Here is a 14,502-nt window from a genome sequence, read left to right as displayed (position 1 = left end):
ATGGTGCTGGAAAATAATCTGTCACTGGTAAAAAAAGTAAACCGCCTGCTTAACTGGGGCCATTGGTTCAGTTTTTTTAATATTCTGCTGGCGCTTGCCGTTACTTCAGCGTACTGGTTAGCAGAACCCTCGCCTGCCTCTGTTTTAGGCTGGCTGTACCTACTGTTAAACTGGATTGGTCACACCGCTTTTTTGTGTTTTATGTTTTTTATCCTGACTATTTTCCCGGTGTCGCTGGTATTTCCGTACCAGCGCCATGTACGTGGCTTAGCCGCTATACTGGCAACCACGGCGTTGGTGGTGCTGATTTTTGATGCTTACGTTTATGCCAGCCTCGGTTATCACATCGGCAGCGCCTCAATTGATCAGGCCACTGAGTTACTACGCCAGCAAATAGTTACCAATTTACGTAATTTCGTGCTGATTGTACTGGCTGTTGGCTCTTTGCTGCTGGCCGTTGAGTTAACGCTAAGCAACTACTGCTGGAAAAAAGTAGAGCGCTTAAAACAGTCTGGCATCGCAACACCTTTATTTGCACTTTTTATCAGCAGTTTTATGTTAAGCCACCTGCTGCATATATATGCTGATGCCAATCTGAAGTACGATGTTACCAAGCAAGACAATGTATTGCCTTTATCTTACCCGGCCACCGCGAAAACATTTCTGGCCCGTTATCAGTTGGTAGACTTAAACCAGCGCGCTCTGGTGCAGCTGGATAAGCTCAGCTTACCAAATCAGTTTGTTCATCAGGCACTGGAGTGTCATGCTGATCAGGCCGGAGCATCAACCCTGCTACTGGTTACCCGCGACTTTAGCGAACAGCTGAAAAACACTGTTGCCAGCAAAGGCTTAAGGCCACTGGAACAGCACTTTGCACCGCGCGCAGTTAATGAAGCTTTACTAAACTTACTGTATGGCAAGTTTATGATAGATAATCAAACCGAGCAGCAACTGCTGGCTGAACCAGGCTGGCTGGCCCAGCTTTCGCCAGCTAACATCAGCATCAGCCGCAGCGCAGACACTGAAGTTGCCAGCCTACCCTGGCTGCAGGCAGGGCAAGCCGGTCAGTTTGCGATTGTGTTTGATGACATCCCGGAGCAGCGCTGGGAAGAATATCAGCAGTACAGCAATATAGTGCTGATGAACATCATCGGCAGCCACAATCAGTTTAATCTGGCACCGGTTCAGGTTTGGTCAAACTGGGCCGCGTTACGCCGGTTACAACCGCATCAGGTAACCCAGCATCTGGACTGGCTGCCAACACTGCTGGCACAGGCTGGTTGTAGCGCTCATGCAAGTTGGCTGGGCGACAATCTGCTAAAACCCCGCTCATTACCCAAGCTCAATATCAGTGGCCAGGAAATTATCAGCTTTAAAAAAGATAAGATGGTTATACTACGTGCCGATGGTAGTTACGGTGTCTGGTCTGCAGGTACATTACTGCCACTAAACGATAAACTTGATTTACCCATGTTGATTGATGCATTAAAACGGATCGAAACACCCGGCCATTAGCCTTAATGCACGGTTTGCGCAGGCCGCTTGGGTGGCCTGCCCGCTAGCTCTAACTCTGCCAGATGCAATATATTGGTTAATGCGATAGGTGCTACCGGCTCAGAAAACCGTTCTATATAAGCGACTTCAGCTTCTTTTAACATCTGCAGACATAATTGATCGTACATACTAAAACCATCATAGGCCAAAGGCTCGTTTAGCTCTGCCAGTTTTAGCTCGCGCTGGCGCCGCATAAACCAATGCAATAAAAACTCAAACTGTTTTACCTCTAACCACTGCCGCCAGTCCATATCTATCTCCGATAGCGTGTTACGACATCATTCATAAAAGCGATTAACTTAAGCTGGTTTATTCACTTTAAAAAATATTAAGAACCGTTATCATTTAGTTCATAGCGATTACAGAGGATACCACCATGACCAAGACCATCACTTTTGCTGTTATGCATTTCACCATAGCATTTGCCGTTACTTACCTGATCACTGGCAGCTTCATATTGGGCGGCTTGATCGCAGTGGTAGAACCTGCAGTTAACACTGTGGGTTACTTTTTCCACGAAAAAATCTGGCAAAAACTTGGCAATACCGCTTCAGCAGATAAAAAAGTCGAGTGTATAAATTAACAGGCCGGCCGTTAACGGCACTATGTTAAACAACACTCTGCCACTGTATTTGCTGCTGTGGTGTCAGAAAGCTCCAGGCGAGAATACGGCTGGTTTTTTGCCCCTGGCGCATCTCAATTACCTCAGATTGTACAGCACCGACACTGCGTAGCAGTTTTTTCAGTATACTCACATGCTTTTGCTGTGACACCAAGGTACTGAACCAGCATACCTGCTGTTTAAACAGTTGGCTTTCAGTGATCATCTGGCTGATAAATTTAAGCTCTCCGCCTTCGCACCATAACTCATGTTGTTGCCCGGCAAAGTTACGTTGCTGCCCCTGAGCGGCTTTACCAAGATTAGCCCATTTCCTGCGGCTTGCCGCTTCAGCTTCTGCCCCGGATGCAAAAAACGGCGGATTACACATCGTCAGGTGAAACCGTTGCCCGCTTTTAATTACACCACTGAAAATGGCCTTTGTGTCGTGCTGCTGCACAATACTAATATGCGATTTAAGCGCCGGGTTAGCTGCAACAATAAGCGTTGCGGCCTTCACTGCCACGGCATCAATATCGGTGCCACACACCTGCCAGCCATAGCTCTGGCTGGCGATAACCGGGTAAATCACATTAGCCCCGGTACCAATATCAAGCAATTTAATCTGTTTACCTGTTGGCAAATCGCTATAGCTGCGCGCCAGCAAATCTGCCAGATAATGCACATAATCTGCCCGGCCTGGGATCGGCGGGCATAAATAGCCCGGCGGTAGCAGCCAGTACTTCACCTGATAATATTTTGCCAGCAAAGCCTGATTAAGCAGCAACACAGCCTGGCTGTCGGTAAAGTCGATGGTAGCCTCTGCCGACGGATTCAACCGCACATAAGCTTCAAGTTGCGGTAAAGTTGCAATCAGTGCGGCAAAGTCGTAACGGCCCTGATGAAGATTACGCGGATGGAGTAACGGTGCTGAAGACACTTGATAGCAGAGCCTGTATCAGGAAAAATTGCGCTAAGTTTATCATGCTATGGCTAATATGAAGCAGTACCGCAAAAAAACCGCTACAATAGCCGCCATTGTAATCTGCCCGCTTGGGGCGCACTTTTGGATACGGCATGCTGGCTCTTGGAAAAATTAACCGTTTAACGGTAAAAAAACAGGTTAAATTTGGCTTTTATCTGGATGGTTTAAGCTGGGGTGAAATTCTGCTGCCCAATAACGTTGCACCAGCAGGTCTGGAGATTGGCCAGCAGTTGGATGTATTTTTATATCTGGATTCAGAAGATCAGCTTATTGCAACAACTGAACAACCGAAAATTAAAGTGGGTGAAGTAGCACAGTTGCAGGTTATTGCTACCACTAAAGTAGGCGCTTTTGTTAACTGGGGCCTGAAAAAAGACCTGCTGGTGCCTTTTAGTGAACAGCAAATTCCACTAAAAGAAGGCAATAAGTACTTATTGTATTGTTATGTCGATAATAGCAACCGCATCGTGGCATCCAGCAAACTTGACCGGCACTTGCACAAAACTACTCCTGAATATAAGCCTGGAGATAAAGTCGACATTATTGTCAGTGAACAAACCGACATTGGCTATAAAGCCATTGTGAATCATCAGCACTGGGGCGTATTGTACAAAAATGAGGTGTTTAAACCACTGCGCCGCGGCGAAAAAATGCAGGCATTTATTGTTAAAGTACGCGACGATGGCAAAATTGATCTGCGCTTAAACGCCACAACATATAAACAAGCACTGGAACTTACCGAGCAGGTGCTGAAAAAGCTGCAACAAAACGGCGGTAAGCTGGCGTTAACCGACAAGAGTTCACCAGAGCTGATTTATGCTACCTTTGGTGTTAGCAAAAAAGCTTATAAGCAGGCTATCGGTACTTTATACAAAGACAAGAAAATCGTTATTCTGGAAGCCGGTATCATTCTGGTAAACAGTTAAAAAGGGCCATACGGCCCTTTTTAACTGGTGGCATCACCCTCTGAAGCGTCTGAATTCATCTTCAGCTTCTTCACGGGTCATGCCGTAATGTTCCTGCATTTTGCCACAAAACTTTTCAAAGCGGCCATTTACTTCTGTCAGGTCATCATCAGTTAACTTGCCCCACTTTTCTTTAACAGAGCCTTTCACCTGACGCCATTTGCCTTCTGCAATATCACTATTCATAAATTTGCTCCACTGTTAGTTAATTACTAAACACTGCAAATACGTGTTCAACACCCAGCCGCGCTTTGCAGTTGCCGTATTAATAAAGCAAAGCATGTACCATAAATAAAAATAGAAATAACACTATGTTTTTCATAGTGTTATTTATTCATTCTGCTTGGTTGTTAAATGCTGTTTAATAAAGGTAAGTAGCTTTTACCGGCGTCATTGCAACTTTTGCCGGTTAATCAATAGTTAAGCACTGCGGTTTTGTGGTTTAGACAACACCAAATGTACCGCGCTGGTGGCCCGCTCTCTAAATCCGCCCTCGCAGTAGCAAAGATAAAAGTGCCATAGCCGGACAAAGTTATCGTCGTACCCTAACTGGTGCACCCTATCGCGGGCATGCATAAAATTATCGCACCAGTCTTTTAGCGTTCTGGCGTAATCAAAACCTATATCCTGCAAATGACGCAAAGCAAAGTCTGTTTTACGGCTAATGGCATCCGTCATCCGGCTGACTGACGGTAAACAGCCACCGGGAAATACATAGCGTTTAATAAAATCGACCTCACGCACATATTGGCTATAACGTTGATCAACGATAGTAATAGCCTGTAATACCATTAAACCGTCAGGTTTTAGCAGGCTGGCGCATTTTTCAAAATAAGTGTCCAGATAGTCTTCACCGACAGCTTCTATCATTTCTATCGACACTAATTTGTCATACTGGCCTGTCAGATCGCGGTAATCATGTAGCAGTAAAGTAATTTGCTGCTGGAGCCCAAGCGCTGCAATACGGGCCTTAGCGTAATCATACTGCTGCTGTGAAATAGTTGTAGTAGTGACCTTACAGCCGTAGTGCTGAGCAGCGAATATCGCCATACCGCCCCAACCTGTACCAATCTCAAGCAAATGATCTTCAGGTTTTAACTGCAATTTTTCGCAAATTATCTGCAGTTTATGCTGCTGCGCCTGGGCCAGATCTGCTGTCGCGTCAGGATAAACAGCGCTGGAATACATCATGCTACTGTCGAGAAACAGCCGGTACATATCGTTGCCAAGATCATAGTGTGCTGCAATGTTCTTTCTGGCTTGTTGTTTCGAGTTACTGTTGCGCCAGTTTAGTAGCTTTAGCAACGGCCGGCCTAAACGGGTTATCGCCGAATCCAGCTTGTCTAAAGTGGCAAGATTAAGGGCAAAAATACGTACCAGTGCTGTTAAGTTGTCACAACGCCACCAGCCATAAATATAAGCTTCGCCTCCGCCTACTGAGCCTGCCATAACCATTTTCTGGTAAAAGCCGGGATCAACAACGGTAATAACCGTTTTTAATTCAGCGTGTTCATCACCAAAACGCAGACGTTGATTACCTTCTACCACGGTGATATCGCCATGTTTCAGTTGGCTGATAAAATCCAGCGCAAACTTGCGGCATAAGCGGTCAAACCAGCTCAGATTATCAAAAACTGAAACTTCAGTCAGGCTCATGGTCATGCATTAGTATCCTTCGTTTTGGGGTGGGCATGCACAGGGATCCCTTTAAAATAAAGCTTTACAGCATGCCAGTATATTCGCAGTACTATCTGTACGTTTTGCCATGGCTGACGGATCAGCCATTTTCGCCGCCATAACGCATTAAGCTCATGCCGTGTTAAGTTGATCCAGGCACTAAAAATATGTTTATCTGCTTCAGTATTGCGAATGCTGCACTGCAGACTCTGAGCCGGATTGCTTATTTGCCAGTGGTATTGCATATTCATTGAATGAAATGGCGATACATGAAAGGCTTTATCATGCACAAATTGATGTATACCTGAGTCTGCAGCTTGCAGAGGTATAGTTTGTAAATAGTAATGCCGTTCATTCCAGGGTGTGTTGCTTACTTCAGCCAGTAAATAACAAAAACGCTCCTGCTCGTCATAACAGTAGTATAGTGTCAACGGGCTAAAATACAGGCCCCAGTTGGCCAGCGGCGTGAGTATAAATACCCTTGCCACCGGATGAGTACCGCCCAGCTCAGCAACCTTTTGGCACACAGCGCTATGTACACTGCCGCTGCCAGGCAGATAATCTTTGCGCCTAAAGCTCAGTGCGCCAAAGCGTTCATACTTAATACCACAGGCTTGCAGTGCGGTTTGCTCCAGCTTGCTGCAATCAAGCCAATATTGCGCCAGCGGGTAACTAAAACCATGTTCGCGCGGTGCCAGCCGTAAATGCCCTACCTCGCCCTGATATACCGCATGACCAGAGTGCATTAATAATCCACTCCTAATAACGCAGCAACTTCTACTGCACTTCTGGCGCCGTCCTCATGAAAACCGTTGTGCCAGTATGCACCGCAGTAATAGGTATGATGATGACCATTGATTTTATGCCGTTGCTGCTGTGCAGCCAGTGTGTAATGGTTGTATACCGGATGGTCGTACTGGAAAACACGGATTATTTTAGCCGGATCAATAGCCTGAGTATTATTCAGCGTGACACAAAATGTGACAGGGGCGCTGATACCCTGCAGCAAATTCATGTTATACGTAAGCGTGGCGCGATCATTGGTATTGGCGTCCAGGTTATAATTCCAGGCAGCCCAGGCCCGCTTGCATTTGGGTAATAAACAGGTATCGGTATGCAACACAACCTCGTTCTGTTGATACGCAATACCACCTAATACTACACGCTCCTGCTCTGTGGCATTATCGCCAAGCAATCGCAGCGCCTGGTCGCTGTGGCAGGCCAGGATCAACTTGTCATACTGTTCAGTGCGTCCGTCAGCAAAGCTTAATGTAACCCCATGCTCATTACGCACAACAGCATTAATCTGTTGCTGCAGTTTTACTTTATCCTGCCCCAGTTTTGCTAACAAAGCCTGTACATAGCTTCGGGAACCGCCTTTAATAACTGACCATTGCGGCCTGTCAGTAATATTCAGCAGACCATGATTATTAAAAAAGCGCAGAAAAAAACGCACCGGAAATGCCGGCATATCCGCCAGGCCAGCCGACCAGATTGCCGCCCCCATTGGCATTAGGTAGTTATCACGAATACCATTACCAAAATTATGCTTTAGTAAAAAATCCCCCAGGGCCAGATCCAGATCGGCGTCATTAGCTGCCAGCAGGCGTTTACCCAGTTTATTAAAACGCATAATGTCGCTAAGCATTAACCAGAATGATGGCCGCAGTATGTTACGGCGCTGAGCAAATAAACTGGTAAGGGTATTACCGTTATACTCCAGGTTTTGCGCACTGTTTTTGACCGAAAAGCTCATTGTAGTGTGGTTAAATGCAACACCAAGCTCTGCAATAAAGCGGTTAAATATAGGATAAGTCCAGTTATTAAACACAATAAAGCCGGTATCAATGGCGTACGACTTACCTGCAACTTCGACATCTGTTGTTGCTGTATGGCCACCAAGGTAATCGTTCGCTTCCAGCAACGTTACGTCATGCTTTTGCTGCAACAAATACCACGCCATCATGCCTGAAATACCACCACCCACTACCGCTATACGCATATACTTCCTTTATAACACTCTATGTTCTGGCTGCTTTACTGACCGTTGGCCATACGTTGTTTTACTTTATCGGTTAACCAGCCAATAACCGGTAAGTGCTGGTACACCATTTCACTTAAATCATAGTAATCACGGTGATAAATAATTAAACCATCCTGCCAGCGTAATACACTGCAACCATTCACCATTATAGTTTTACCTTTACCAATCGCCGGGTGGCTAAACTGCATCTGCCAACTGATAAACCCCTGCTCGCCCTGCTCCATTTGTTGCAAGGCAATAAACTCACAGTGTTGTAAGCGGGCATAGGCATGAGTAAAATATTCTGTTAGTGCGTTACGGCCATGTAGCTGGTGCACCGGATCAATAAAGCTGACATCAGCATGATACAACTGTGGTAATGTCTCTATATTCTGTCCGGACAAACCATTATAAAATGCCAGAAATTGGTCAATGCGTGGGGTTGCGGCAGTACTCATGCTGTTTTCTTTACCTCTGCAAAAAGCGCTAATGTGTGTTTACGGGCTTCAGCATGATCAACAACCGGTGCAGGATACCCGCTGGCAGTACCTACCCCGTGTGGCCAATGTATTGCTTTACCTTGCAGCTTACTTAGCTCTGGCACATAAAAACGGATGAAATCACCTTTTGGATCAAACTTTTCACTCTGGCTGACCGGATTAAAAATACGGAAATAAGGCGCAGCGTCGGTACCGGTAGATGCCGCCCATTGCCAACCGCCATTATTGGCAGCAAAGTCACCATCAATCAGCTTTGACATAAAGTAACGCTCGCCCCAACGCCAGTCGATATGCAAATCTTTAACCAGAAAACTGGCGGCGATCATGCGCAGCCGGTTGTGCATCCAACCGGTTTTATTTAGCTGCCGCATCGCTGCATCAACAATCGGATACCCGGTCATACCTTCACACCAGGCCTTAAACAGCGAAGGGTTGTTACTCCAGCGAATAGCAGCAGTTTCAGCCTGAAATGGCTGATGTTTTATTAAATCGGGATAAGCTAGCAAAATGTGTTTGTAAAACTCACGCCAGATGAGTTCAGACAGCCAGACTTCAGCACCGCTTTTATCCTGCTGCCAGCTATCGGCAGCTTCAAGTTGCAAACGTGCGATACACTGAGCTGCAGAAACAACGCCAATAGCCAGATAAGCCGACAGCTTTGATGTACCTTCTATGGCAGGAAAATCGCGGGAATTTTGGTAGTCGTGTACTTTTTCGCGGCAAAAAGCCCGCATTAACTGCAGTACTTCCTGCTCGGCTACCGGCCAGGCCGCAGAGCTGTTATCGCCTGGTTTTAACGCCGGAAAATCAGGCAGTTGCAATTTTTCCTGCGCCAATGCTTTGGGGCGGGCATAGCAGCTTATACCTTGCTGCTTTAACTGCACCAGCCAACTGCGTTTAAACGGGGTAAACACTTTATAGATATCACCCTGCTGGGTACGCACAGAGCCCGGAGGCATAATGCACTGAGTATCAAAACGGATAAACTGACCATTGCTAACCTGCACAGCGTGTTCAACCAGGTTATCACGCTGCTGCTCGCGCAGCTCATACTCAGATTGTACAAATACTTTTAATAAAAAATGCTGGCCAAGCCGGGTAAAAACTACAGGGATTTGCTGGTAACTGCTGCCTTCTATGGCTAATAACGGGATATTAAGTGTTGCCAGTTCTTGTTGTAGTTGCTTAACCCGCCGGCGGAGCAAATCCTGCTTAATGGCTGCCATATCATGTAACTGCCAGGTATCTGGCGTAGCGATATACAGTGCCAGCACAGCCGCACCGGTTCTGGCTGCATCTTCTGTTGCACTGCTTAGTACGGCATTATCAAAACTACGCAAATCGTTGCGTAACCACACCACATTCAGTTGCTGCATATCAGGCCCTCAGTCCAAGATTTTCCGGATAAGGTGAAAAATACCGCTGGGCGCTGATATAAGCGTTAGGGTCTTGCTTTAAATGGTGTTGTAACAGCGTAAGTGGAGCCATAAGCGGCACAAAGCCCTGACGGTAACGATGGATCAGCTCAGACAGCTCCTGCTTTGCTACAGCGGTTAAACCATGCTTTAAAAAGCCCTGCAAATGCTGCAGCACATTGGTGTGTTGTTTACGGGTAGCGATATTTTTCAGCGCCTGCATTAAATCATGCAGATAACGCTGCTGTAGTTCCTGCGCTGAAAATAGTTTGGCACTGGCAACCAGCCGGCCAAGTTCGCGGTATGCTACCGGGCTATGCGCCATAACCAGAAACTTATACCGGCTGTGAAATGCCACCAGCTTACCGACAGAAAAACCATCCTGCATAGTGTGCTGATAGTCGTAGCAACTAAATACCCGGCAGATAAAATTCTCTTTTAGCTCCGGGTCAAATAAGCGGCCATCTTCTTCTACCGGCAACCAGGGATAGTGCTGCATCAATTGGCGGGTGTAAAGGCCTACCCCCTGCTTACCAAGCTGCTGGCCTGCCGCATCAAATAACCTTACCCGCTCCATACCACAGCTGGGTGATTTAGCGCAGACAATATAACCACTAAGAGCAGCTAACTGCGGCAGCTTTTTTTCAGTAAAATCCAGCATGGCCACAGTGTGGTCAATAGCGCTGTTATTGCTTTGCACCAGATGAACACCATGCCCGGCATCTAACTGCAACCTGATTGCCGGACGCGGCGAACTCATACCTATCGCCATTTCAGGACATACCGCTACATATTCAACCCAGGGGCCAAGTTGCTGTAAGCAAAAAGCAGATGCTTTATGCCCGCCATCGTAACGCACCTTTTCGCCTAGTACGCAGGCGCTGATCCCTACTTTTATTGCCATAACATTGCCGTTAAATATAAGCCTACTTTAATTACAGCAGGCGAAACAGTTTGGATCGGAATTTTTTTGCAGAGCGGTATTATATGCATAAAAAAACGGCAAGTTGCCTGCGCAACTTGCCGCTTTGTTATTCAGTATTCAGAATAACACTAGCTTATTTTTTGCTGGTACCAACTTCAACACGGGATTTTAACTTTTGTCCCGGCCGGAAAGTCACAACACAACGGGCTGAAATAGGAATATCCTCACCCGTTTTTGGATTACGGCCAGGGCGCTGATTTTTAACCCTAAGGTCAAAGTTGCCAAAGCCAGATAACTTTACCTGATCACCGGCCTCTAGTGCTGCGCGGATCTCTTCAAAAAAAGCTTCCACTATTAATTTGGCATCGCGTTTGCTAACACCAAATTTTGTAAACAGACGTTCTGCTAAATCGGCTTTGGTAAGCGCCATTCTTAATCCCTCAACGTTGCGTTGAACTCTTCACTAAGCGCGTTAACTACTTGATTTACCAACTGTTGGATATCTTTATCTTCCAGGGTACGCGCTATATCCTGCAAGGTCAGTGCAATGGCAAGCGATTTAAAACCCTCTGCCACACCCTGCCCTGTATACACGTCAAACAATTTTAGGTCAACTAATTGATTTCCGCCAACTTTTTTTATAGTAGCAGCTATATCAGCAAAACGCACCTCTGATTTTACTACTACCGCTAAATCACGCCGGTTGGCAGGGTACTTAGACAACTCACGTGCCTGCACTATATCACGCAGACCAAGCGCAGCCATATTAAGTTCAAACAGATAGGTTTTACCTTTAATGCCAAGTTTACGCTCGGCTTCCGGGTGCAGTGCACCAACATAGCCGGCTAACACATCACCGCGATAAATCGCGGCAGTTTGACCAGGATGCAAAGCACTGTGCTCTGCAGTAACAAAACGGAACTGCCCGCTTGCAGATGTTTGTGCTAACAGCGCTTCGACATCGCCTTTCACATCGTAGAAATCTGCAACACGGTTTTCCATATTCCAGTGCTCGTTGTGCATTGAACCAACAATAACACCGCCGATCACCGCTTCCTGGCGCACACCACCTTCAGCTGTAGCATCAGGTATAAACTTAAGACCATACTCAAATAAACGAATACGGCTTTGCTGGCGGTTCTGATTATATTGCACAGTTTGCAACAAACCAGGCCACAGATTTAACCGCATAGCCGACATGTCGGCTGAAATAGGGTTAGGCAACACCAGTGCCGGTTGCTGTGGAAACAGCTGCTGCTGCACTTTAGGGTCAACAAAGCTGTAGGTTATGGCTTCCTGATACCCGCGGTCTACCAGCACCGTGCGCAAACGCTGAACATTCAGCTCTGCCTCGTTAAAGCTGCGCATTTTCAGTGCAGCTTGCGGTGCAACATTCGGAATACTGTTGTAACCGTATACCCGGGCAACTTCTTCAATTAAATCTTCAGCAATGCTGATATCAAAGCGGTAACCCGGCACGCTAACCTGCCAGCCATCGGCTGTTTCACTGACATTCAGCCCCAACCGGCTGAAAATAGCTGTTACTTCGGCTTTTGCAATGCTAATACCTAAAATACGCGCCAGCTTGGCTTCAGTCAGGCTGATATCTGCCACTTTGGGTAAATGAGATTCAGATACTGCTTCAACAACAGGCCCGGCTTCGCCCCCACAAATTTGCAGTAACAAAGCAGTTGCACGCTCCATTGCAGCATGTTGTAGTTGCGGGTCAACACCACGCTCGTAGCGGTGTGAGGCATCAGTGTGTAAACCGTACTGGCGTGCTTTACCGGCAATGGCCAGCGGGGCAAAAAACGCGCTTTCTAAAAATACGTCTTTAGTTTGTGCGGTAACACCGCTGTGCAAACCACCAAACACACCAGCCATCGCCAGTGCTTTGCTGTTATCAGCAATCAGCAGGGTGTTGGCTTTTAGTGTTACTTCACTTTCATCCAGCAATACCAGCTTTTCACCTTCTTCAGCCAAACGCACATTGATATCACCATCAATAGCAGCCAGATCAAAGGCATGCATCGGATGGCCCAGCTCCAGTAACACAAAGTTGGTAATATCAACCACCGCATCAATGCTGCGCACGCCACAACGGCGCAGTTTTTCAGTCAGCCATAACGGGCTTGGTGCCTGTACATTTACATTACGTACAATACGGCCCAAATAGCGCGGGCAGGCATCAGGCGCACTTAACGTAATGCCTTTTTTATCGCTTATTACAGCAGCAACCGGGGTGATCTGTGGCTCGCTTACGGCTTGCTTATTTAACACACCCACTTCACGCGCCAGGCCTTTAATACCTAAACAATCAGCCCGGTTTGGTGTTAAATCTACTTCAATAATACGGTCGTCCAGTTGCAGATACTGGCGGATATCCTGGCCTACCGGTGCATCCTGCGGCAGTTCAATAATGCCATCTGAATCATCTGCCATACCAAGCTCAGATAATGAACACAGCATGCCATTTGAAGGCTGGCCGCGTAACTTAGCAGCTTTAATGGTAAAGTCGCCCGGCAATACGGCGCCTACGGTAGCCACTGCCACTTTTAAGCCTTTACGGCAATTTTTTGCACCACACACAATATCCAGCAGCTCACTGCCGCCAATACTCACTTTGGTTACCTGTAATTTATCGGCATCCGGATGCGGGCCGCACTCAACCACTTCACCCACCATCACGCCATGAAATTGACCGGCTACGGTTTCAATGCCGTCAACTTCCAGGCCAGCCATAGACAGCTGTTCAGATAAGGTGTTGGTGTCAATGGCTGGATTTACCCACTCGCGTAACCAGGCTTCACTGAATTTCATCTAAATTAACTCCGCTTATCTGAACTGTTTTAAAAAACGTAAATCGTTTTCGAAGAAGGCACGCAAGTCGGTAACACCGTAGCGCAACATAGTCAGGCGCTCTACACCCATACCAAAAGCAAAGCCGCTGTACACTTCAGGGTCAATACCTACAGAGCGCAGAACATTGGGGTGCACCATGCCACAGCCCAGTACTTCTAACCATTTGCCGTTTTTGCCCATTACATCCACTTCAGCTGAAGGCTCGGTGAACGGGAAAAATGATGGCCGGAAGCGGATTTGTAAGTCTTCTTCAAAAAAGTTATGTAAAAAGTCGTGCAGTATGCCTTTTAGCTCGGTAAAGCTGACTTTGGTATCGACCATTAAGCCTTCAACCTGATGAAACATCGGCGTATGCGTTTGGTCGTAGTCGTTACGGTACACACGGCCAGGCGAAATAATGCGCAGTGGTGGCTGTTGTTGCTCCATAGTGCGGATTTGCACGCCGGAGGTTTGAGTGCGCAGCATCAGTTTCGGGTTGAAATAAAAGGTATCGTGATCAGCCCGTGCCGGATGATGTTCCGGAATATTCAGCGCATCAAAGTTATGAAAGTCATCTTCAATTTCCGGGCCTTGCTTTACTTCAAAGCCAAGTTCAGCGAAAAACGCCGAAATACGCTCAATAGTGCGGGTAACCGGGTGTAAGCCACCGGTTTCCAGCATGCGGCCCGGTAAGGTTACATCAATTTGCTCTTGCGCCAGTTTGGCGGCCAGCTGGGCATTTTGCAGCAGATCGCGCCGTGCATTTAACGCATCCTGCACCTGTTGTTTTAGTTCGTTGATCTCAGCACCGGCTTGTTTGCGCTGTTCAGGGTCCATCGCACCGAGGGATTTTAATAATTCAGTAATACTGCCTTTTTTACCAAGAAACTCGACCCGGATAGTTTCCAGTGCCGGAATATCTGCGGCGCCGGCAACGGCCTGCAAGGCGTTTTCCAATATTGCTGTTAGGTTCATGCGTGTCCTCAAAGCAGCTAGGGGGTTAAATCGTGTCAAAGCCG

The 14,502-nt window shown here is 47.0% G+C and carries 15 protein-coding genes; 3 read left to right on the top strand and 12 right to left on the bottom strand.

Annotated features, from left to right (window positions below; genetic code table 11):
- A complete protein-coding gene (locus M2404_RS09680) occupies window positions 1–1,515 on the top strand; it encodes a DUF3413 domain-containing protein (RefSeq protein WP_259239521.1) in 1,515 nt (504 codons plus the stop codon).
- A gap of 2 nt (window positions 1,516–1,517) precedes the next feature.
- Here M2404_RS09680 and M2404_RS09675 read toward each other — a convergent pair whose 3' ends face one another.
- Window positions 1,518–1,805, bottom strand: coding sequence for a hypothetical protein (locus tag M2404_RS09675; protein WP_259239520.1), 288 nt, complete (start codon window positions 1,803–1,805; stop codon window positions 1,518–1,520).
- Window positions 1,806–1,930: 125 nt separating this feature from the next.
- Here M2404_RS09675 and M2404_RS09670 point away from each other — a divergent pair, with 125 nt between their 5' ends.
- Window positions 1,931–2,137, top strand: coding sequence for a DUF2061 domain-containing protein (locus tag M2404_RS09670; protein ID WP_259239519.1), 207 nt, complete (start codon window positions 1,931–1,933; stop codon window positions 2,135–2,137).
- 25 nt (window positions 2,138–2,162) lie between these two features.
- On the opposite strand, the gene rlmF is transcribed toward M2404_RS09670, so the two are convergent.
- Window positions 2,163–3,092, bottom strand: coding sequence for a 23S rRNA (adenine(1618)-N(6))-methyltransferase RlmF (gene rlmF / locus M2404_RS09665; RefSeq protein WP_259239518.1), 930 nt, complete (start codon window positions 3,090–3,092; stop codon window positions 2,163–2,165).
- Window positions 3,093–3,229: 137 nt separating this feature from the next.
- On the opposite strand from rlmF, the gene M2404_RS09660 reads away from it, so the two are divergent.
- Window positions 3,230–4,063 carry a CvfB family protein gene (locus M2404_RS09660; protein WP_259239517.1) on the top strand — a complete coding sequence of 278 codons (834 nt, stop codon included), beginning with the start codon at window positions 3,230–3,232 and terminating at the stop codon, window positions 4,061–4,063.
- A 33-nt stretch (window positions 4,064–4,096) separates the two neighbouring features.
- Here the strand turns inward: M2404_RS09660 and M2404_RS09655 are convergent, their stop codons facing one another.
- From M2404_RS09655 to pheS, 10 genes are all read right to left on the bottom strand, one after another.
- On the bottom strand, window positions 4,097–4,288 hold the full coding sequence (locus tag M2404_RS09655) for a CsbD family protein (RefSeq protein ID WP_259239516.1): 192 nt from the start codon (window positions 4,286–4,288) through the stop codon (window positions 4,097–4,099).
- 234 nt (window positions 4,289–4,522) lie between these two features.
- Complete coding sequence (locus M2404_RS09650) at window positions 4,523–5,764, bottom strand: SAM-dependent methyltransferase (RefSeq protein WP_259239515.1); 1,242 nt, start codon at window positions 5,762–5,764, stop codon at window positions 4,523–4,525.
- Window positions 5,761–6,525 carry a DUF1365 domain-containing protein gene (locus tag M2404_RS09645; RefSeq protein WP_259239514.1) on the bottom strand — a complete coding sequence of 255 codons (765 nt, stop codon included), beginning with the start codon at window positions 6,523–6,525 and terminating at the stop codon, window positions 5,761–5,763. Before M2404_RS09645 ends, M2404_RS09650 begins: the two co-directional genes overlap by 4 nt.
- Window positions 6,525–7,781 (bottom strand): NAD(P)/FAD-dependent oxidoreductase, encoded by a 1,257-nt coding sequence (locus M2404_RS09640; protein ID WP_259239513.1) that lies wholly within the window; start codon window positions 7,779–7,781, stop codon window positions 6,525–6,527. Before M2404_RS09640 ends, M2404_RS09645 begins: the two co-directional genes overlap by 1 nt.
- A 35-nt stretch (window positions 7,782–7,816) precedes the next feature.
- Window positions 7,817–8,260: a nuclear transport factor 2 family protein gene (locus M2404_RS09635; RefSeq protein WP_259239512.1), complete on the bottom strand. Its 444-nt coding sequence runs from the start codon at window positions 8,258–8,260 to the stop codon at window positions 7,817–7,819.
- Window positions 8,257–9,678 carry a deoxyribodipyrimidine photo-lyase gene (gene phrB / locus M2404_RS09630; RefSeq protein WP_259239511.1) on the bottom strand — a complete coding sequence of 474 codons (1,422 nt, stop codon included), beginning with the start codon at window positions 9,676–9,678 and terminating at the stop codon, window positions 8,257–8,259. The genes M2404_RS09635 and phrB overlap by 4 nt, the downstream gene beginning before the upstream one ends.
- A 1-nt stretch (window position 9,679) precedes the next feature.
- Window positions 9,680–10,621 (bottom strand): YbgA family protein, encoded by a 942-nt coding sequence (locus M2404_RS09625; RefSeq protein ID WP_259239510.1) that lies wholly within the window; start codon window positions 10,619–10,621, stop codon window positions 9,680–9,682.
- A 154-nt stretch (window positions 10,622–10,775) separates the two neighbouring features.
- Window positions 10,776–11,072 (bottom strand): integration host factor subunit alpha, encoded by a 297-nt coding sequence (gene ihfA, locus M2404_RS09620; protein ID WP_068235786.1) that lies wholly within the window; start codon window positions 11,070–11,072, stop codon window positions 10,776–10,778.
- 2 nt (window positions 11,073–11,074) lie between these two features.
- On the bottom strand, window positions 11,075–13,462 hold the full coding sequence (pheT, locus tag M2404_RS09615) for a phenylalanine--tRNA ligase subunit beta (protein WP_259239509.1): 2,388 nt from the start codon (window positions 13,460–13,462) through the stop codon (window positions 11,075–11,077).
- A gap of 15 nt (window positions 13,463–13,477) precedes the next feature.
- Window positions 13,478–14,458 carry a phenylalanine--tRNA ligase subunit alpha gene (gene pheS, locus M2404_RS09610; RefSeq protein WP_068235781.1) on the bottom strand — a complete coding sequence of 327 codons (981 nt, stop codon included), beginning with the start codon at window positions 14,456–14,458 and terminating at the stop codon, window positions 13,478–13,480.
- Window positions 14,459–14,502 lie beyond the last annotated feature (44 nt).

Source organism: Rheinheimera pacifica (genome assembly GCF_024809855.1).
GTDB classification, from domain to species: Bacteria; Pseudomonadota; Gammaproteobacteria; order Enterobacterales; family Alteromonadaceae; genus Alishewanella; species Alishewanella pacifica_A.
The sequence above is the reverse complement of the archived record's forward strand: the minus strand, read 5'-3'. Positions and strand labels throughout refer to the sequence as shown.

Bases quoted from the DNA above. Each gene is read 5' to 3' on its own strand.
- M2404_RS09680 (WP_259239521.1), top strand. From the start codon at position 1: ATGGTGCTGGAAAATAATCTGTCACTGGTAAAAAAAGTAAACCGCCTG.
- M2404_RS09675 (WP_259239520.1), bottom strand. From the start codon at position 1,805: ATGGACTGGCGGCAGTGGTTAGAGGTAAAACAGTTTGAGTTTTTATTG.
- M2404_RS09670 (WP_259239519.1), top strand. From the start codon at position 1,931: ATGACCAAGACCATCACTTTTGCTGTTATGCATTTCACCATAGCATTT.
- M2404_RS09660 (WP_259239517.1), top strand. From the start codon at position 3,230: ATGCTGGCTCTTGGAAAAATTAACCGTTTAACGGTAAAAAAACAGGTT.
- M2404_RS09655 (WP_259239516.1), bottom strand. From the start codon at position 4,288: ATGAATAGTGATATTGCAGAAGGCAAATGGCGTCAGGTGAAAGGCTCT.
- M2404_RS09650 (WP_259239515.1), bottom strand. From the start codon at position 5,764: ATGACCATGAGCCTGACTGAAGTTTCAGTTTTTGATAATCTGAGCTGG.
- M2404_RS09645 (WP_259239514.1), bottom strand. From the start codon at position 6,525: ATGCACTCTGGTCATGCGGTATATCAGGGCGAGGTAGGGCATTTACGG.
- M2404_RS09640 (WP_259239513.1), bottom strand. From the start codon at position 7,781: ATGCGTATAGCGGTAGTGGGTGGTGGTATTTCAGGCATGATGGCGTGG.
- M2404_RS09635 (WP_259239512.1), bottom strand. From the start codon at position 8,260: ATGAGTACTGCCGCAACCCCACGCATTGACCAATTTCTGGCATTTTAT.
- phrB (WP_259239511.1), bottom strand. From the start codon at position 9,678: ATGCAGCAACTGAATGTGGTGTGGTTACGCAACGATTTGCGTAGTTTT.
- M2404_RS09625 (WP_259239510.1), bottom strand. From the start codon at position 10,621: ATGGCAATAAAAGTAGGGATCAGCGCCTGCGTACTAGGCGAAAAGGTG.
- ihfA (WP_068235786.1), bottom strand. From the start codon at position 11,072: ATGGCGCTTACCAAAGCCGATTTAGCAGAACGTCTGTTTACAAAATTT.
- pheT (WP_259239509.1), bottom strand. From the start codon at position 13,462: ATGAAATTCAGTGAAGCCTGGTTACGCGAGTGGGTAAATCCAGCCATT.
- pheS (WP_068235781.1), bottom strand. From the start codon at position 14,458: ATGAACCTAACAGCAATATTGGAAAACGCCTTGCAGGCCGTTGCCGGC.